The 17760-nt window shown below is 70.8% G+C and carries 22 protein-coding genes and 1 riboswitch; of the genes, 10 read left to right on the plus strand and 12 right to left on the minus strand.

What is annotated here, in order from left to right; all coding sequences use genetic code 11:
* A complete protein-coding gene (locus QWJ90_RS12020; protein WP_290108088.1) occupies window positions 1-762 on the plus strand; it encodes an SGNH/GDSL hydrolase family protein in 762 nt (253 codons plus the stop codon).
* Window positions 763-810: 48 nt separating this feature from the next.
* Entirely contained in the window at window positions 811-1833 is a 1023-nt protein-coding gene (locus QWJ90_RS12025; protein WP_290108089.1) for an LLM class flavin-dependent oxidoreductase, read from the plus strand.
* Between the two features lie 13 nt (window positions 1834-1846).
* Here QWJ90_RS12025 and QWJ90_RS12030 read toward each other — a convergent pair whose 3' ends face one another.
* From QWJ90_RS12030 to QWJ90_RS12040, 3 genes are read right to left on the minus strand one after another with little or no spacing between them, the layout of a single operon-like run.
* Window positions 1847-2575 carry an SDR family NAD(P)-dependent oxidoreductase gene (locus tag QWJ90_RS12030; RefSeq protein ID WP_290108090.1) on the minus strand — a complete coding sequence of 243 codons (729 nt, stop codon included), beginning with the start codon at window positions 2573-2575 and terminating at the stop codon, window positions 1847-1849.
* A 9-nt stretch (window positions 2576-2584) separates the two neighbouring features.
* A complete protein-coding gene (locus QWJ90_RS12035) occupies window positions 2585-2929 on the minus strand; it encodes a DMT family transporter (RefSeq protein WP_290108091.1) in 345 nt (114 codons plus the stop codon).
* Window positions 2929-3243, minus strand: a complete 315-nt coding sequence (locus QWJ90_RS12040; protein ID WP_290108092.1) for a DMT family transporter — start codon at window positions 3241-3243, stop codon at window positions 2929-2931. Before QWJ90_RS12040 ends, QWJ90_RS12035 begins: the two co-directional genes overlap by 1 nt.
* 10 nt (window positions 3244-3253) lie before the next feature.
* Window positions 3254-3318: riboswitch (guanidine-III (ykkC-III) riboswitch) on the minus strand.
* Between the two features lie 88 nt (window positions 3319-3406).
* On the opposite strand from QWJ90_RS12040, the gene QWJ90_RS12045 reads away from it, so the two are divergent.
* On the plus strand, window positions 3407-4150 hold the full coding sequence (locus tag QWJ90_RS12045; protein WP_290108093.1) for a formylglycine-generating enzyme family protein: 744 nt from the start codon (window positions 3407-3409) through the stop codon (window positions 4148-4150).
* A 12-nt stretch (window positions 4151-4162) separates the two neighbouring features.
* Here QWJ90_RS12045 and QWJ90_RS12050 read toward each other — a convergent pair whose 3' ends face one another.
* Both QWJ90_RS12050 and QWJ90_RS12055 read right to left on the minus strand, forming a co-directional pair.
* A complete protein-coding gene (locus QWJ90_RS12050; RefSeq protein ID WP_290108094.1) occupies window positions 4163-5122 on the minus strand; it encodes a hypothetical protein in 960 nt (319 codons plus the stop codon).
* Between the two features lie 27 nt (window positions 5123-5149).
* Window positions 5150-5707 carry a dihydrofolate reductase family protein gene (locus QWJ90_RS12055; RefSeq protein WP_290108095.1) on the minus strand — a complete coding sequence of 186 codons (558 nt, stop codon included), beginning with the start codon at window positions 5705-5707 and terminating at the stop codon, window positions 5150-5152.
* A gap of 87 nt (window positions 5708-5794) precedes the next feature.
* On the opposite strand from QWJ90_RS12055, the gene QWJ90_RS12060 reads away from it, so the two are divergent.
* The 3 genes from QWJ90_RS12060 (at window position 5795) to QWJ90_RS12070 (ending at window position 8409) form a co-directional block, all read left to right on the plus strand.
* A complete protein-coding gene (locus tag QWJ90_RS12060) occupies window positions 5795-6700 on the plus strand; it encodes a hypothetical protein (RefSeq protein ID WP_290108096.1) in 906 nt (301 codons plus the stop codon).
* Window positions 6701-6820: 120 nt separating this feature from the next.
* Complete coding sequence (locus tag QWJ90_RS12065; protein WP_290108219.1) at window positions 6821-7249, plus strand: GNAT family N-acetyltransferase; 429 nt, start codon at window positions 6821-6823, stop codon at window positions 7247-7249.
* 77 nt (window positions 7250-7326) lie between these two features.
* The gene (locus tag QWJ90_RS12070; protein WP_290108098.1) at window positions 7327-8409 is read left to right on the plus strand and encodes a DNA polymerase IV; all 1083 of its coding nucleotides are present in this window, start codon (window positions 7327-7329) and stop codon (window positions 8407-8409) included.
* A 32-nt stretch (window positions 8410-8441) separates the two neighbouring features.
* Here the strand turns inward: QWJ90_RS12070 and QWJ90_RS12075 are convergent, their stop codons facing one another.
* The 6 genes from QWJ90_RS12075 to QWJ90_RS12100 all read right to left on the minus strand — a co-directional run bounded on the left by QWJ90_RS12075 (window position 8442) and on the right by QWJ90_RS12100 (window position 13564).
* On the minus strand, window positions 8442-8993 hold the full coding sequence (locus QWJ90_RS12075) for a dihydrofolate reductase family protein (RefSeq protein WP_290108099.1): 552 nt from the start codon (window positions 8991-8993) through the stop codon (window positions 8442-8444).
* Window positions 8994-9120: 127 nt separating this feature from the next.
* Window positions 9121-9423, minus strand: coding sequence for a transcriptional regulator (locus QWJ90_RS12080; RefSeq protein ID WP_290108100.1), 303 nt, complete (start codon window positions 9421-9423; stop codon window positions 9121-9123).
* 311 nt (window positions 9424-9734) lie between these two features.
* The gene (locus tag QWJ90_RS12085) at window positions 9735-12095 is read right to left on the minus strand and encodes an excinuclease ABC subunit UvrA (RefSeq protein ID WP_290108101.1); all 2361 of its coding nucleotides are present in this window, start codon (window positions 12093-12095) and stop codon (window positions 9735-9737) included.
* A 25-nt stretch (window positions 12096-12120) separates the two neighbouring features.
* On the minus strand, window positions 12121-12531 hold the full coding sequence (locus tag QWJ90_RS12090; protein ID WP_436836703.1) for a VOC family protein: 411 nt from the start codon (window positions 12529-12531) through the stop codon (window positions 12121-12123).
* A gap of 5 nt (window positions 12532-12536) precedes the next feature.
* The gene (locus tag QWJ90_RS12095; protein ID WP_436836705.1) at window positions 12537-12917 is read right to left on the minus strand and encodes a helix-turn-helix transcriptional regulator; all 381 of its coding nucleotides are present in this window, start codon (window positions 12915-12917) and stop codon (window positions 12537-12539) included.
* A gap of 62 nt (window positions 12918-12979) precedes the next feature.
* Window positions 12980-13564 carry a TIGR00730 family Rossman fold protein gene (locus QWJ90_RS12100; RefSeq protein WP_290108104.1) on the minus strand — a complete coding sequence of 195 codons (585 nt, stop codon included), beginning with the start codon at window positions 13562-13564 and terminating at the stop codon, window positions 12980-12982.
* Between the two features lie 121 nt (window positions 13565-13685).
* On the opposite strand from QWJ90_RS12100, the gene QWJ90_RS12105 reads away from it, so the two are divergent.
* Window positions 13686-14606, plus strand: coding sequence for an AEC family transporter (locus QWJ90_RS12105; protein ID WP_290108105.1), 921 nt, complete (start codon window positions 13686-13688; stop codon window positions 14604-14606).
* 59 nt (window positions 14607-14665) lie between these two features.
* On the opposite strand, the gene QWJ90_RS12110 is transcribed toward QWJ90_RS12105, so the two are convergent.
* Window positions 14666-15433 (minus strand): SDR family oxidoreductase, encoded by a 768-nt coding sequence (locus QWJ90_RS12110; protein WP_290108106.1) that lies wholly within the window; start codon window positions 15431-15433, stop codon window positions 14666-14668.
* A 131-nt stretch (window positions 15434-15564) separates the two neighbouring features.
* Between QWJ90_RS12110 and QWJ90_RS12115 the strand changes: the two genes are divergently transcribed.
* The 3 genes from QWJ90_RS12115 to QWJ90_RS12125 are packed head-to-tail and all read left to right on the plus strand — an operon-like array spanning window position 15565 to window position 17724.
* A complete protein-coding gene (locus QWJ90_RS12115; RefSeq protein ID WP_290108107.1) occupies window positions 15565-16026 on the plus strand; it encodes an NfeD family protein in 462 nt (153 codons plus the stop codon).
* 1 nt (window position 16027) lies between these two features.
* Window positions 16028-16960, plus strand: coding sequence for an SPFH domain-containing protein (locus tag QWJ90_RS12120; RefSeq protein ID WP_290108108.1), 933 nt, complete (start codon window positions 16028-16030; stop codon window positions 16958-16960).
* A complete protein-coding gene (locus QWJ90_RS12125) occupies window positions 16957-17724 on the plus strand; it encodes a glycerophosphodiester phosphodiesterase family protein (RefSeq protein ID WP_290108109.1) in 768 nt (255 codons plus the stop codon). Before QWJ90_RS12120 ends, QWJ90_RS12125 begins: the two co-directional genes overlap by 4 nt.
* The last annotated feature ends 36 nt before the right edge of the window (window positions 17725-17760 follow it).

Genomic DNA, 17760 nt, shown 5'->3' on the forward strand with positions numbered 1-17760 from the left:
ATGACGATCCGCTACGTGGCCATCGGGGACTCCTTCACCGAGGGCGTCGGAGACGAGCTCCCGGATGGCCGCCCCCGCGGCTGGGCGGATCTCACCGCGCAGGGGTGGGCGGACAGCCTCGGCGAGCCGATCGAGTACGCGAACCTGGCCATCCGCGGCCGCCTCGCGGGCCCGATCGTCGCGGAGCAGCTGGAGCCGGCGCTCGCGCTGCGGCCCACGCACCTGTCGTTCAACGGCGGTGGCAACGACATGCTGCGTCCCGGTGTCGGCATGGAGAGCATCGCCGACGCCTTCTCGCACGTGCTCGCCCGCTGCGACGAGGAAGGGGTGCGGCTCATCCTGCTGTCGGGCGCGAACCCGTCAGGAGGACTCCCGCTGTCACGGCTCATCCAGCGGCGCGGCGACGAGCTCTCGGCGGCGGTTCTGAGGCGCATCGAGGACCGCCCCGACGTCATCCGGGCGCTGAACTGGCCTGACCGCGAGCTCACCGACCCGAGCTTCTGGTCGGCGGATCGGCTGCACATGGGCCCGCGCGGCCATCACCGGGTCGCCGCTCGCGTGCTGACGGCGCTGGGCGAGCGCGCGCCGGAGGACTGGTGGGATCTGCCGCACGAGGGGATCGCCCACCTCGAGCGCACGCGCTACTACCGCGAGCACGTCCTGCCGTGGGTGAGGCGACGGCTCACGCGCCGCTCCTCGGGGGATGGCCGCCAGCCCAAGTACGCGACGTGGACGACCATCGAGCCGCGGCCATCCGCCTGATTCTCATTCAGGGGAATGAGACCCGGCGCGGCGTGGTTGCATGGTGATGTGAAGCGCATCGGATTCCTCTCCTTCGGCCACTGGACGCCGCATCCCGACTCCGCCACCCGGAGCGCGGCGGACGTGCTGCTGCAGTCCATCGATCTCGCGCAGGCCGCCGAGGATCTCGGCGCGGACGGCGCCTACTTCCGCGTGCACCACTTCGCGCGGCAGCTCGCGTCGCCCTTCCCGCTGCTCGCCGCCGCGGGCGCGAAGACGAGCCGCATCGAACTGGGCACGGGCGTCATCGACATGCGGTACGAGAACCCCATGTACATGGCGGAGGACGCGGGTGCTGCAGACCTCATCTCGGGCGGGCGACTGCAGCTCGGCATCTCGCGCGGGTCACCCGAGCAGGTGGTCGACGGATGGCGGTACTTCGGCTACCAGGCGGCGGAGGACGACCCGTCGGGTGCGCAGGCGGCGCGACAGAAGACCGAGCTGCTGCTCACGCTCCTCGAGGGCGGCGGCTTCGCCGAGCCGAGCCCGCGGCCGATGTTCCCGAACCCGCCGGGGCTGCTGCGCCTCGAGCCGCACTCCGAGGGACTCCGCGAGCGCATCTGGTGGGGCGCCGGGTCGAACGCCACCGCGATCTGGGCCGCGCAGCACGGCATGAACCTGATGAGCTCCACACTCAAGGACGATGAGAGCGGCGAGCCCTTCCACGTGCAGCAGGCCAAGCAGATCCGCGCGTTCCGCGAGGAGTGGGCGCGGCACGATCATGGCTTCGAGCCGCGCGTCTCGGTCTCGCGCTCGATCTTCGCGATCGTCGACGACCGCGATCGGCGCTACTTCCTCGGCAGCGGCGACCGCGACGACCAGTTCGGATACATCGACAGCACCCGCTCGGTGTTCGGTCGCTCCTATGCGGGCGAGCCCGACGAGCTGATCGACGAGCTCGCGCACGACGAGGCGATCGCCGAGGCCGACACGCTCCTTCTCACCGTGCCGAATCAGCTGGGCGTGGAGTACAACGCCCACGTGCTCGAGGCCATCCTCACCCACGTCGCGCCGGGCCTCGGCTGGCGCTGAGACCGCGCGAGTCTCAGCGACCGCCGGTGACGCGGATGGTCGTGCCGGCCGCATAGGACGCGTCGGCCGATAGCGCGAAGGCCACCACGGCCGCCACCTCCTCCGGTCGCCCCGCGCGACCGAGGGGGTGGGCGGCCGCCACTCGAGCGGGGCGGCCGGGATCTCCCGCGTCGGCGTGGATGTCGGTCTCGATCGTGCCCGGCGCGACGCCGATCACCCGCACGCCCCGCGCTGCGGCCTCGATCGCGAGGCCCTTCGTCAGGGCGTCGACACCGGCCTTCGCCGCCGCGTAGTGCACGTACTCCCCGGGCGACCCTGTCGTCGCGGCACCCGACGAGATGTTGATGAGCACACCGCCAGCGCCCAGCTCCTGCACGGCGCGCCGGGCGACGAGGATGGCAGAGGTCAGGTTCAGCTCGACGACGCGGCGGATGACGTCGGGCGGGGTGTCGACGAGCGCACCGATGTGCAGCGTCGCGCCGGCGTTGTTCACGACGCCGGTGAGGCGGCCGGGTTCGATGGACGCGAACAGCTCGTCGATGCCGGCGTCGGTCGTGAGATCCGCACGCACGGTGCGGCAGCTCGCGCCGACCGCCTCGATCTCTGCCTGCGTGCGGGACGCCGCCCGGCCATCCTTCGCATACCCGAGCACGAGATCGTGGCCGTCGGCGGCGAGACGTCGCGCGGTCGCCGCGCCGATGCCGCGGGTCCCGCCGGTGATCAGAGTGAGAGGGCGTGGCATCCCTCCACGCTAGCTCGCCGGCGGCTGCTCCTCGCGTCCGCTCGGCACGAGCTTCAGGCCGATGACGGCGAGGACGATGCCGGACAGGAACACGATCTTCCCCGCCGAGACCGACTCCGCGCCGGTCGCCATCGCGTAGACGACGGTGAGGGCGGCGCCGATCCCGGTCCAGACCGCGTAGGCGGTGCCGATCGGGATGCGCTTCACCGCCCAGCCCAGCCCGAGCATGCTGAGCACGAGCGCTCCGGCGAAGACGACCGTCGCCCCGGGGTCCGTCAGACCGTCGGACTGCCCGAGGGCCGTCGCCCAAACCGCCTCGAAGAGGCCGCTGAGGATCAGGATCGCCCACGGCATCAGCTGACCGCCTTCAGCCCGGCGATCGACGCGACGAGGACAACGAGCAGCCCGATGCGCGCGAGGCTCGCCTTCTCCTGACGTGTCACGAGCGCCCAGGCGACGGTGAGCGTCGCCCCGACGCCGACCCACACCGCGTAGGCGGTGCCGGTGGGCAGATCGTTCATCGACCAGGCGAGGCCGAAGAGGCTGATGAGCATCGCCGCGAAGAACAGCACCGTGGGGCGCCAGCGGCGGAAGCCGTCGGACGCCGACAGGGCCGAGGCCCACACGGCCTCCAGCACACCGGAGAGGATGAGGACGACCCATGCCATGGCAGGCCCTTCTGAGTCCGTCTTGTCGTGGTGCGGGTACGGCTCCCTCGTCCGCGGGTCGATCGCGACCCCGCTGCCGAGGATAGGGCAGGACGACGAGCATCGCCTGTGCAGATCCGGCTCCATCCGGCGCCCCGGATACCCGCTCGGCGACAATGGGACGATGAGCTCCGTCGACTTCGATATGGCGCGGATTCCCGCAGGGCGCGTCACGCTGCACGACGCGCGGCGCAAGGAGCGGCGCACGGTCGACCTCGAGGCGTTCGAGATCGGCGTGTATGCGGTGACCGAGGAGCAGCTCGCGGAGATGCTGGCGGTGCCCGCATCGCACCCGCGCCGGCCGGCTGTCGAGGTGAGCTGGCAGCGGGCCATCCGCTTCTGCAACGCCGCGTCGGAGTGGGAGGGGCTCGACCCCGTCTACACGTTCGACGGCGAGAACGTGCACTGGGACGTGCAGGCGGATGGCTACCGCCTCCCGACCGAGGCGGAGTGGGAGTACGCGTGCCGCGCCGGGTCGGCCGGTCCGCACTACGGTCCGCTGCCGGACGTGGCGTGGACGGCGGCGGACGGCCTTCGCGCTCCGCAGGACGTCGGCGGGCGGATGCCGAACCTCAACGGCCTGTTCGACACCCTCGGCAATGTGTGGGAGTGGTGCTGGGATCTCCTCGACCCGGCTCGCTATGACGACTACCGGGTGTTCCGCGGCGGCGGGTTCGCGGACGACGCGTGGAGCGTGCGCGCCTCCGTCCGCCGCGGCGGACCCCCGCGCGCGCACCACGACGATGTCGGCCTCCGCCTTGCCCGGGGCGCTTTCGACGGGGTGGATGCCGCTCAGGGATGGTCGGCGGCCGTCGATCGCGAACGCGCGCTCTTCGACGGTCCGGCGGGGTGGACGCCGCGCCGGTAGCCGCGTCGACCGTCAGCCGGGAGACAGCGCGGAGTGCACGCGCACGACGCCCTCACCGTAGCGCTCGTCGAGCTCATGCTGGAGCGTGCCATCGTCGAACACGACCGAGATCTCGAGGACGAGGTCCGTGCCGGTGATGCCGGTACTGAGGATGCCGCCCGGCGCCTCCTCATGGAGCTCCTGCTGGATCGCCACGAGTTCGGCCTCCGTGCGCTCAACCTGCGAGACGCAGAGCATCCCGCCCCACACCTCGCGGAGGGCGGCTTCGGCGGCGGGGAGGTCGTGCGTCACGGCGACGTTGACGATCGTGAGGGCGGGATCATTGAGCAGCGACTCGACCTCCGGGTCCGTCAGCTCCCGCTCGGAGGCGGGGTTCGGGCTCTGATCCATCCACGCCGATCCGTAGCCGTCCAGTTCGGACGCGCGCTCGAACGCGGCCTGCATCGCCTCGGGCGATACGAGGGACTCGTCGACGACACGCCACCCGCCGTCCGGCTCCGGGCACGGGGTGGAGGAGTCCGATGCGGGCGGCTCCGTCTCGCGGGGCGCGTTGTCGTCCGCTGCCGGCGTCACCTCGCGCGCCCCGAACTCGTCCGCACCCGCGTCGTAGGTGCCGGTCACGACGAAGTCTCCCCACCGCACACCGTTCCACTCCTCGTACGCGCCGTCATGCTCGTCCCAGTTCCACCCGACGAGCGCCGGTCCGCCGCACTGCGGCGGCAGCGACTCCGCGACGCCGCCGAGGCACAGCTCCGCCCCGTCGCCGTCGTCGAGAACGGTGACGGGATGCCCCGTGGTGAGCAGGCTCGTCGCCGGCGGGGCGCCGGGCGTCGATGGCGCAGGAGTGGATGGCGTGGGAGTGGGGTCATCGAATCCGGTCGACCCGCCCGCCTGCGTCGCGCATCCGGTCATCGCAGCGACCGTGATGGCTGCGACCGCAGCGGCGGCGAGAGGACTCCGGCGTGCGCTCATACGGCGAGTGTCGCAGACGAGCCGCTCTCACACCGCGTCCTCCCGCAGGGGTCCGACGAACCGATGCCGGGCCGTGATGAATCCGGCGTTGCGCGCGACGTCGAGGAGCTCGAGGTCGAAGCGGCGGGGGAGGAGCGGGCGACCGGCACCCAGGGTGACGGGCGCGATCGAGGTGATGATCTCGTCCAGCAGCCCCTCGTCCGCGAACTGCCCGACGAGGTCGCCACCGCCCACGACCCAGAGATCCTTGCCCGCAGCGGCCTCGGCCATCCGCTCGTAGACCGGTCGCACCGGACCCGACGCGAATCGCACATCCGGGGACGGGTGGCCCTGGGGGAGCGGAAGGTCCCGCGACGTCATCACCCAGGTCGGCACGGCGTAGGCCCAGCCCTCCGGATCGTGCCGGAGCACCCACTCGTAAGTCGTCGAGCCCATCACCACCGCGCCGATGCCGGCGATGAACTGCTCGTAGTCGTTCGCCCCGCCCTCATCGAGCGGCTGTCGGAGCAGCCAGTCGAGCGAGTCGTGGAGATCCGCGAGGAACCCGTCGAGCGTGCACGCGGTGTAGTAGATCAGGCGAGTCATGGTGCTCCTTCACGTCGTCGTGGTGAGGTCATTGTCATCCGGACCGCGGACACCCGCTCGGGCCGCTTCCTCCGCTACGGTCGGGGCATGGAGGAGCGCGGCAGCGGGCAGCGTCGGACCGGGTCCGCGCTCGCGGGAGTCGCGCTCGGCGTGCTGGCGGCGGCCGTGGGCCTGCTGCCGTGGCTCGTCACCGGCGCACGGCTCCCGCTGCAGAACCTGTGGGCGACCGGGGTGCTCCCCGAGGACATGCCGATCGCGCTGCTGCCGCTGAGCCAGTACTATGCGACGCGGCTCCTGGTGCTGCTCATCGTGGGCGGCGCGCTCGCCGGATTCGCGACCCGCCTCGTCCCGCGGGAGACGACCCCTCTTCCGGTGGCGGCCGGTCTGCTCCTCGCGCAGGCGGCCGCAACCATCCAGACCGCCGTCGTGGTGACTCAGGGGCACGCGCTCGGCTCGCCGGCCGCAGACCCGCGAGCTGCGCTGTACGTGTACGGCATGCTCGCCGGGGCGATCGTCGCGGTGGCGCTCGCTCAGGCGGTCTTCTGGCTGTCGTCGCACACGGCGCGGGGGCCTGCGGCCCTGGGCCTCGGCCTGGCGGCGGTGCCCGTCGGGTCGTGGGTCGTCGACCTCGTCGCGACATCGACGGACGCGCTGGCCGCGCCGGACCTCGCCCTCGGCGTGGTCGCGCGGTGGCTGCCCGCCGTCACCGCCGGCGTCGCCATCGGGTGGTGCGGGATCCGTCCGCGCCGTCGGATCGTGGTGTGGGCAGTGGTGCTGGCTGGACTGTGGCTCGTCCCCGCGGCTCTCACCGCCGTGCAATACGGGCTGGGCATGCGCGTGCTGCAGGGCGACCTCGAGGAGATGGCGCGGGCCTCGCTCGACGTCTTTCCGCTCGTGGTCGCGCAGTCCTGGCCGCCGGTGCTCGTCGCCCTGGTGCTGGGCGCCCTGGTCACGCTCTGGCGCGCGCGGCGAGAGCGACGCCTCCTCGCCTAACGGGAGCGGCCCACCGGAGGCAACCCCGTGCGTCGGGCCGCGCTCGCCGCATACCGTGATCGGGTGACAGACACACAGATCGAGGTGCGAGACATCCGGGTGGACGACGCCGGCGAGGTGATGACGCTGCAGCGCGCGGCGTTCGTCTCCGAGGCGCAGATCTACGGCAGCGCCGACATGCCGCCGCTCACGCAGACGCTCGACGAGGTGCGGTGGGAGCTGCAGGACGGCAACGTCGGCTGCGTGGCCGTGGCGAGCGGCCGGATGGTCGGGGCGCTGCGGGCGCGGATCGACGGCGATCTCCTCCTCGTCGGACGGATCGCCATCGCTCCGGACATGCAGGGGCACGGCATCGGCTCGATGCTGCTCGACGCCGTGGAGGAGCGCGGCGCTCGGGCGGGGGCGCGGGAAGCGGAGCTCTTCACGGGGTCACTGAGCGAGGCGAACCTTCGCCTCTACGAGCGGCAGGGGTACCGCGAGACCGAGCGCGTCGAGGAGGAGGGCGGCACGCAGCAGGTCTTCATGCGGAAGCCGCTCGCGGGGGAGTGAAGCCCGCCGGCATCATTCGGTCATCCCGCTCGGTCAAGCCGTGACATCCGCTCACTGCAGGCGGCACACTCGGAGGCATGAGTCCGGTTCCCTGGGTGCTGCACGTCGACATGGACCAGTTCATCGCGGCGGTGGAGGTGCTGCGACACCCCGAGCTCGCGGGGAAGCCGGTCATCGTGGGCGGGAACGGCGACCCGACCGAGCGGGCGGTCGTCTCGACGGCGTCGTACGAGGCACGCGCCTTCGGGATCGGCTCCGGGATGCCGATGAAGATCGCCGCGCGCAAAGCCCCCGATGACGCGGTCTTCCTGCCGGTCGATCACGCGGCATACGATGCGGTTTCGGCCGAGGTGATGGGCGCGCTCCGGGCGCTGCCCGAGGTGGTGCTGGAAGTGCTCGGATGGGACGAGTGCTTCCTCGGGGTGACGACCGCTGACCCGGAATCGGTCGCGCGCGCTGCCCAGGCGGCGGTGCTCGAGGCGACCGGTCTGCACTGCTCGGTGGGCATCGGCGACAACAAGGTGCGCGCGAAGATCGCCACCGAGTTCGGCAAGCCGCGCGGCATGTTCCGGCTCACGGCGGAGAACTGGTTCGAGGTGATGGGGGAGCGTGGCACGCGCGAGCTGTGGGGAGTGGGCCCGAAGGTGCAGAAGCGCCTGGCCGAGCACGGGATCCGCACGGTGCGGGAACTCGCCGACGGCGACGAGGCCGAGCTGGTGGCGGAGTTCGGGCCGAAGATGGGGGTCTGGTACCACGAGCTGGGCTCCGGCCTCGGACCCCAGGTCGTGGACGACGCCCCGTGGATTGCTCGCAGCCACAGTCGTGAGACGACCTTCCAGCAGAACCTGACGACGCCCGAACAGGTGAGCGCGGCCATCCGCTCTCTCGCAGAGGAGGCATTCGGCGACTGCGAGGCGGAGGGGCGCGCCGTCGTGCGCGTGAATCTGAAGGTCCGCTACGCGCCGTTCGTGACGAGGACGCTGGGGCGGAAGCTCCCTGAGCCGACGCTCGACCGGGATGCCGTGGTCGCCGCGGCCGTCGCGCTCGGCGAGAGCCTCGACCAGGATCGCGAGGTGCGCCTGCTCGGGGTGCGCGCGGAGATGGAGATGCCGGCGGGTGGGGATCGCGTGGAGCGGACGCCGGTGCGAGGGAGGATCTGACGCGATCCCGGCCTCGGCGGCTCGCCGTGCCGTCAGCGCGTGCGGCGATAGCGCTCGTAGACCACGCCGGAGGCGAACCCCCGCGTCTCCACCAGTTCGAGGGGTACCGGCTCCGCGAGCGACGGCAACAGGGGAGGGCCGCCGCCGACGATGACCGGGTGTCGGAAGATCCGGAATTCCTCGATGAGATCGCGCTCGATCGCCTGGCCTGCCAGGTCCGCTCCGCCGATCTCCACGTCCTTCGACGTGGATTTCAGCACGGCGGCGATCTCCTCATCGAGGGGTCGCTCGGCGAGACGGGCGTTGCCCTCCACCCGGTCGAGCGTGTGGCTGAAGACGATCTTCGGAAGGGCCGTCCAGACGTCGGCGAACTCGTCCGTGTCGGGGGAGTCACGCAGCGAGGGGTCCGTCTCCCACACGCGCATCGTCTCGTAGAGGCGGCGACCGAGCAGGGTCGCGCCGAGTTCGCGAACTCGCTCGAGGTGGAATCGGAACAGCTCGTCGCTGGGGGCTGACCAGGCGAAGAGCCCGCGACGATCCGAGATGAAGCCGTCGACGGAGACGCCCATCGAATAGAGGAGCATGCTCGAAGCGTCTCACTCGGCCCGGGAGCGGGCAAGAGCGTTCACGGCAGTCCGATCGGCAGCAGATCCGCACCAACTGACATAATGCGCATTATCGGCTTCTGTGCGGAACGCGCAGAAGCCGCGTCTAGGAAGGCAGGGACCGCCCGACCAGCCCCGCGAGGCGCTGCAACTCGCGCACGTGCGCACGGAAGGCATCGCGGCCGGCGGGCGTCAGGGAGAGCCACGTGCGCTGGCGCGAAGCGCTCGTCTTCTTAATGACCGTCAGGAAGCCGGCATCCTCGAGCGCCTTCGCGTGCTTCGACAGCACCGAGTCCGAGACGCCGATGCGGTCGCGCAGGTACGAGAACTCGGCATCGTGGACCGGGGCCAGCAGTCCGCAGAGCTCCAGGCGGGCTGGCGCGTGGATCAGGGGCTCGAGTCCGCTCATACGACGTGATACCGGCCCGCACCGCGCTTGCTGACCGCGTAGTCGTCCTGCACGGACGCCAGACACCCCAGTTGCACTGCCGCGTCGGCCTGCCCGTCGCTTTCCATAGCGGAAAGTGTAGCACTCGCTTTCCAACATGGAAACCGTTGGAAGTGCCGGATGGCGCGCGCCGGTGAGACCGTCTCGACGCTCCGAAGCTGCGCGCTCGCGCACGCGCCGCGCCTCGACGCTCCGAGACTGCACGTGGTGCACGCGGTTTCGGAGCGGGCCCGCAGTCGGCGAGCGATGAGGCAGCCTCGGAGCGCCCGCGGTCACGTCGCGACGTACCGCGCCAGATGCTGCCCCGTGAGCGTCGAGGCGGCGGCGACCAGGTCCGCCGGGGTGCCCTCGAAGACGATGCGTCCGCCGTCGTGTCCGGCGCCCGGCCCGAGGTCGATGATCCAGTCCGCGTGCGCCATGACGGCCTGATGATGCTCGATGACGATGACCGTCTTCCCCGCGTCGACGAGCCGATCCAGCAGCCCCAGCAGGTTCTCGACATCCGCCAGATGGAGTCCGGTCGTGGGCTCGTCGAGCACGTAGACCTCCCCCCTCTCCCCCATCTCGTTCGCCAGCTTGATGCGCTGACGCTCTCCGCCGGAGAGCGTGGTCAGCGGCTGGCCGAGCGTGAGGTAGCCGAGCCCCACATCCTCGAGACGGGTCAGAATGGCCGCTGCCGCAGGGATCTTCGCCTCGCCATCCGAGAAGAACCGACGCGCTTCCGCGACGGGCAGGTCCAGCACCTCCGCGATATCTCGTCCGCCGAGCTTGTAGTCGAGGACCGCCGCCTGGAATCGGCGCCCGCCGCAGTCCTCGCACGGCGTCTCCACCGTCTCCATGAACCCGAGCTCGGTGACGATGACGCCGGCGCCCTTGCACGACGGGCAGGCGCCCTCCGAGTTCGCGCTGAAGAGCGCGGGCTTCACGCCGTTCGCCTTCGCGAACGCCTTGCGGATGGGCTCGAGAAGGCCGGTGTAGGTCGCAGGGTTGCTGCGGCGAGAACCGCGGATGGCCCCCTGATCGATCGAGACGACGCCGTCGCGTCGAGCCACCGAGCCGTGGACGAGCGAGCTCTTGCCCGAGCCCGCGACGCCGGTGACGACGGTGAGGACGCCGAGCGGGATGTCGACGTCCACGTGCTGGAGGTTGTTCTCGCTCGCGTCGCGCACCTCGATGTGCCCGGATGGCTGCCGCACGGAGGGCTTCAAGGAGGCGCGGTATCCGAGGTGGCGGCCGGTCACGGTGTCGCTGCTCGCCAGCCCGTCGACGGTCCCCTCGAAGCAGATCGTCCCGCCGCCGGTCCCCGCTCCCGGCCCGAGGTCGACGACGCGGTCGGCGATGGCGATCGTCTCGGGCTTGTGCTCGACGACGAGCACGGTATTGCCCTTGTCGCGCAGCTGCAGAAGGAGCGTGTTCATGCGCTCGATGTCGTGCGGGTGGAGCCCGATGGTCGGCTCGTCGAAGACGTACGTCACGTCGGTGAGCGAGGAACCGAGGTGACGCAGCATCTTGATCCGCTGCGCCTCTCCCCCGGACAGCGTTCCGGACGGGCGGTCGAGGCTGAGGTAGCCGAGTCCCAGCGTCACGAACGCGTCGAGGTTCGCGCCGAGCGCGCCGAGCAGCGGTCCCGCCCCGGGCCGGTCCAGGCCGCGCACCCAGGCGGCGAGGTCGGTGACCTGCATCCGGCACGCGTCGGCGATGCTCACGCCGTCGATCTTCGATGAGCGCGCTCCCTCGGTGAGGCGCGTCCCGTCGCACTCGGGACAACGCGTGAAGGTGGCCGCTCGCGTCACGAAGGCGCGGATGTGCGGCTGCAGCGCATCGACATCCTTCGAGAGCATCGCCTTCGTGATCTTCGGGATGAGCCCCTCGTAGGTCATGTTGATCCCGCTGATCTTGACCTTCGTGACCTCGCCATAGAGGAAGAGGTGCCGCTGCTTCTCCGTGAACTCGGCGATCGGCTTGTCGGCCGGGTAGAAGCCCGACTGGGAGAAGCCCTTCACCATCCAGCCGTCGGCCGTGTAGCCGGGTACGAGGATCGCGCCCTCATCGAGCGACTTCGACTCGTCGATGACCTGAGCGAGATCGACGTCGGACACCGTGCCCCGCCCCTCGCACCGCGGGCACATGCCGCCGAGGTAGATCGCGTCCTTCACGATCTTCTTCTCGCCGTGGGGTCCCGTCATCACGCCGCTGGCCTTCTGCGTGGGGATGTTGAACGAGAAGGCCGTCGCCCCGCCGATGTAGGGCTCGCCGAGCCGGCTGAAGAGGATCCGCAGCATCGCGTTCGCGTCGGTGACCGTCCCGACGGTGGACCGCGGGTTCGCGCCGAGTCGCTCCTGATCCACGAGGATGGCCGTGGTGAGGCCCTCGAGGACGTCGACGTCGGGCCGAGGCACCGACGGCATGAACCCCTGCACGAACGCGCTGTACGTCTCGTCGATCAGCCGACGCGATTCGGCGGCGATGGTGTCGAAGACGAGCGAGCTCTTGCCCGAGCCGGACACACCCGTGAACACCGTGAGGCGCCGCTTCGGGATCTCGAGGGTCACGTCCTTGAGGTTGTTCTCCCGCGCACCCTGCACGCGGATGACGTCGTGGGTGTCGGCGACGTGCGCGTCGTTCACGGCCATGGTCCCTTCCGGGGTCGAGGTGGCGTCAGGGGCGCTGCTGCAGACGGACGAGGTTGCCCGAGGGGTCGCGCAGCGCCGCGTCGCGCACGCCGTAGGGCTGGTCCATCGGCTCCTGAACGATATCGACTCCGAGCGCCTCCAGGCGGGCGAATTCCGCGTCGACATCGGCTGTGGCGAGCAGGAGACTCGCGAAGGTGCCCTTCGCCATCATCTCCAGTACCGTCTCGCGCTCCTCAGCGGTGATGCCGGTCTCGGCCCCCGGCGGGTAGAGCACGATGTTCGTGTCGGGCTGGTCGACGGGGCCGACGGTCAGCCAGCGCAGGCCCTGGTACCCCACGTCGCCGCGTACCTCGAACCCGAGCGCATCGCGATAGAAGGCGAGCGCGGCCTCCGGATCGGTCTGCGGCAGGAAGCTGGAGTGGATGGTGATGCTCATGGCCCTCACGGTAGCCCCGGGACGGAGGGCGGTGCTTCTCGATTCCTGACCGGTCGTGTGACGTGCTTGGTCACGAGAGTCGGCAGCCCCGCGAGGTCGCCTCGGGCCCGACGCCGGTACTCGCTCGGCGGCATGCCGACGAGCTCGGTGAAGCGGGTGCTGAAGGTGCCGAGCGAACCGAACCCGACCGCGAAGCACGCCTCGGTGACGGAGGTCTCTCCGCCGCGGAGGAGCGACATCGCCCGCTCGATGCGCCGGGTGGACAGATACGCGTAGGGAGACTCGCCGTATGCCGCCCGGAACCGACGGCTGAGATGGCCTGGGGACATGTTCACGCCGCGAGCGAGGGCCGCCACGTCCAACGGGCGGGCGAAGTCGCGGTCCATCCGGTCCCGGACGCGACGGAGCAGGACGAGCTCGCGCAGACGCGCCTCGCGGTCCAGCCCGCTCACGGTCGTGGCGCCCCGCCCTTCGGCGCGGGCGGCTGCCACTGCTCCAACGCCGCCAGGAGATCCTCGATGTCGTCGGACACGATGAGGGTTCGGCGAAATCCGTCCTGCACGAACCCCTCGGCCGTCAGGTGATCGATGGCCGCGATCAACGGCGTCCAGAAGCCGGCGACATCCAGGAGAGCGACCGGCTTGCGATGGATCCCGAGCTGCAGCCAGGTCCACGCCTCGAAGAGCTCCTCCAGAGTCCCGGCTCCTCCGGGCAGCGCGACGAACGCGTCGCCGAGCTCGGCCATCCGCAGCTTCCGTGCGTGCATGTCGGGCACGATCTCGAGCGACGTCACGTCGTCATCGGCCGCCTCGGCGGCGAGGAGATGCTGCGGGATCACCCCGACCACCTCTCCCCCGGCCGCCATCGCGGCGTCCGCGACGATCCCCATCAGGCCGACGCGTCCGCCTCCGTAGACGAGACCCGCTCCGCGCGCGGCGACGGCACCGCCGAAGGCCCGCGCGGCCTTGGCGTATTCGGGATGCCTCCCCGTCGACGAACCGAGGAACACCGTGACACGAGAGATCCGGCTCATATCGGGAGCCTAGCCATCCGATCGGGAGATGCCGACGCCAGCGGTAGCGTGGAGGGGTGACTAACCGTGCCGGCGCGAGCCGCAGTGCCTCGCCCCGCGCGGCGGCCTCGCGAGGCCTCGCATGATCGATGTGCTCACCGGCTTCTCCGTGGTGGCGGCCGCGATCCTCGCGGGGTACGTCATCGGACGGATCGACCTGCTGGGGCCCAACGCGCGCTACGTGCTCAGCCGGCTGAGCTTCTTCGTGCTCAATCCGTTCCTGCTCTTCAGCGTCCTCGCCGACGCCGACCTCGAGGTGCTGTTCTCCTCGCTCCTGCCGGTCTCCGCGATCGCTGCCGCGGTGATCTTCGCGGCGTACGCGCTCATCGCCCGCCTGGCGTGGCGACGCAGCTGGGGCGCGGCGACGGTCGGAGCGCTCGGTGCGGGCTATGTCAACGGCAACAACATCGGCATCCCGATCGCGACGTACGTCCTGGGCAACGGCGCACTGGCCGCGCCGATCCTGCTGATGCAGCTGCTGGTGTTCACTCCGCTGGCGCTGGCCGTGCTGGAGGCGTCGGCGTCGAGCGAGGTGCGTCCCTGGCGCATCATCCGTCGCACCCTCCGCAACCCGATGATCGTGGGCGCCGCGCTCGGCGTTCTCGTGGCGCTGTTCGACATCGACCTGCCGCCGATCGTGATGGAGCCGATCGCGCTCCTCGCCGGCGGCGCGGTGCCGGTGCTGCTCATCAGCTTCGGCCTGTCGCTCTACGGACAGCGCGTGCTCACGGAACGCGGCACGCGACGCGACGTGCTCACCGCCACGGCGATGAAGCTCGTGATCATGCCGCTCGTGGCGTGGGCGATCGGGCGGTTCGCCTTCGGGCTCCACGACGCGCCGCTGCTGGCGGTCGTCGTGCTGGCCGCCCTGCCCACCGCACAAAACGTCTTCAACTACGCCCAGCGCTACGACACCGGCGAGATCGTCGCGCGGGACACCGTGTTCCTCACGACGCTCGGGTGCCTGCCGGTGCTCTTCGCGAGCGCGTTCCTGCTCGGCTGAGATCGCGGCGGGAACGCCGACCGTGCCCCCGCCTTCCGGCGTGGGCACGGCGTGCGGCGTCAGTCGGTGCCGCGGAAGCCGGCGGTGTCTCCGACGATGCGCTCGTTGTCGGCGGGGATCGGGTCGACGATCGCCTGGGCGATCTCCGCGGCGAACTCCGACACGTTGTAGAGGCGCCCGGCCTCCTCGCGGCGCTGCGCGATGGCACCGGGGTTCACGCGCTCGAGGAGCGTGGCGGTGATCGTGCCCTCGATCATGTCGCCCGAGACGACGACGAATTCGACGCCGCGCGAGGTGAGCGCCGGGATGCGCTCGCGCAGGGCGTCCTCGCCCGCGCGCTTCGACAGGGCGACGGGCTCGTACGCGTCCATGGTCGGCGTCGTGCGGATGAAGTGCGCCTGGTGGCTGGTGACGAACACGACGCGCCCACCGCGGGGCATGATCGGCAGCGCCGTCTCCAGCACGCTCACCTGCGCGTCGCGGTTGAGGCGGAGTGCGTAGTCCTCGCCGAGGTCGGCCTCCATGCCCCCCGAGGCGTTCAGCACGAGGACGTCGAGCGAGCCGAACTCCTCCTTGACGGCCTCGATCATGCCGGCGACCGAGCCCGGGTCGGTGAGGTCGGCGCCGACGACGAGGGCCTGCACGCCGAGTTCGCGCACCTCGCGGGCGAGCTTCTCCGCGCGCGGCGCCTTGTTGCGGAAGTTGATGACCACGTTCGCGCCGGCCTGCGCGGCATAGCGCACGGTGTCGGCGCCGATGCCGCGTGACGAACCCGTCACGAGCACCGTCTTGCCGGCGAGGGACTGCGGGGCGAGGGGCTGCGACACGAGGACTCCGAAGCGTTGAGGATGGATCGCTCCGACCCTACCAAGAGCGCCCTGTCCGCCTCGGATGCGCGCCCCGGCGGCGTCGGACCTGCGTGATAGGTTCCGAGCAGGGAGCACCCCGAGGAGGCCGCATGGAAGCGATCGAGCAGTACGCGTGGGTCGTCTGGCTCGCGCTCATCGCCATCTTCCTCGTCGTCGAGATGGTCTCCGGCGAGCTGACGTTCCTCATGCTCGGCATCGGAGCGGTCTTCGGGATCGGCTCGGGTCTGCTCGGGGCGCCGCTGTGGCTGCAGGTGATCATCGCCGCGGCCGCCGCCGTCGCGCTGCTGGTGTTCCTGAGGCCGCCGCTGCTGCGCCGGCTGAACAGGAGCGCCGATCCGAAGACGTTCAACGTCGACGCCCTCGTCGGGTTGCCCGGGATCGTCACCGAGACGGTCACGTCGATGTCGGGTCGTGTGAAGCTCGCCAACGGGGACTCCTGGTCGGCGCGCGTGCATGGCGAGCGGTCCCTCGCGCCGCAGACCCCCATCGCCGTCGAGTCGATCCAGGGCGCGACCGCATTCGTCGTCATCCGCACGTTGGAGGAGAGCTGACATGAACGACAGCAGCAGCACGATCTCGACGGTTCTCACCTGGATCCTGGTGGCGGCCGTCGTCCTGGTCGTCGTCACCATCCTGATCCGGGCCATCCGGATCGTCCCGCAGAGCGACTCGATCATCGTCGAGCGCCTCGGCAAGTACCACCGGACGCTCTTCGGCGGGCCGCACCTCATCGTGCCGTTCATCGACCGGGCGCGCACCCGCGTCGACCTGCGGGAGCAGGTGGTGTCGTTCCCGCCGCAGCAGGTCATCACGGAGGACAACCTCTCGGTCGCCGTCGACACGGTCGTCTACTTCCGTGTGACCGACCCGCGCGCGGCCACGTACGAGATCGCGAACTACCTCGGCGCCGTCGAGCAGCTGACCATCACGACCCTGCGCAATGTCGTCGGCAGCCTGAATCTCGAGGAAGCGCTCGTCAGCCGCGACGTCATCAACGGCAAGCTGAGCGCCGTGCTCGACGAGGCCACCGGACAGTGGGGCATCAAGGTCAGCCGCGTCGAGCTGAAGGCGATCGACCCGCCCGTGACCTTGCAGGACGCGATGGAGAAGCAGATGCGCGCGGAGCGCGACCGCCGCGCGGCGATCCTGCAGGCCGAGGGACAGAAGCAGTCGCAGGTGCTCGTCGCCGAGGGTGCCCGGCAGGCCGCCATCCTGCAGGCGGAGGGCGAGAAGCAGGCGCAGGTGCTGCGCGCTCAGGGTGAGTCGCAGGCGATCGAGACGGTGTTCGGCGCGATCCACGCCGGCAACCCCGACGAGAAGCTGCTCGCCTACCAGTACCTGCAGACGCTGCCCAAGATCGCCGAGGGCGAGGCCAGCAAGCTCTGGATCATCCCGAGCGAGCTGACGGAGGCGCTCAAGGGGATCTCGGGCGGGTTCGCCGGGCGGATCCCCGGCTTCGGGGACGCCACCCCGCCGCGTCCGTGACCCATCCCTACCTCGCCGGGACGCGCCATCCGCGGGTGTTCGCGCACCGCGGCCTGGTGACGGCGGAGATGGCGACCGACGGCATCGTCGACAACACCATCGCCGCGATCGCGGCCGCACACGCGGCGGGCGTGGAGTACGTGGAGACCGACTGCCACCTGACGGCGGACGGGGTCGTCGTGCTCTTCCACGACGCGACCCTGGAGCGCGTGACCGGCGATCCCCGCGCGGTGGCCGACGTCACCGCGCGGGAGCTGGAGGCGCTGCTCTCCGGGCGCGGGGGCCTCGCCCAGCTGCGCGATGTCGTGCGCGATTTTCCGAAGACCCGGTTCAACGTCGACGTGAAGGCTGCCGCCGCCGCCGACCCGGCGGGACGGATCCTCGCCGATCATGCGGACCGCGTCCTGCTCACCAGCTTCTCGGCCGAGCGGCGTGCAGCCGCACTCGCGGCCGCGGCACCCGCGCGACCTGCCACGAGCGCCGATGCCACGATGATCCGCCAACTCGTCGTCGCCGCCCGGCTCGGCGCGCGCGGGCGGGCCCGCCGTCTGCTGTCGACGATCGACGCGCTGCAGATCCCCGAGCGCCGGAACGGGGTGCCCATCCTCACCCGCAGGCTCGTGCGCTGGGCGCACGAGGCGGGGGTCGAGGTGCACGTGTGGGGCATCGACGACATCCCTCGAATGCAGGGCCTCGTGGCCCGGGGAGTCGACGGCATCGTGACCGATCGCGCCGACGTCGCGCGCACCGCCCTGACGCCCTGAACGTCGCCTGGGAATACCGCATCCGGCGTCGTCCGT

Source organism: Microbacterium oryzae (genome assembly GCF_030406385.1).
Lineage (GTDB): Bacteria > Actinomycetota > Actinomycetes > Actinomycetales > Microbacteriaceae > Microbacterium > Microbacterium oryzae_A.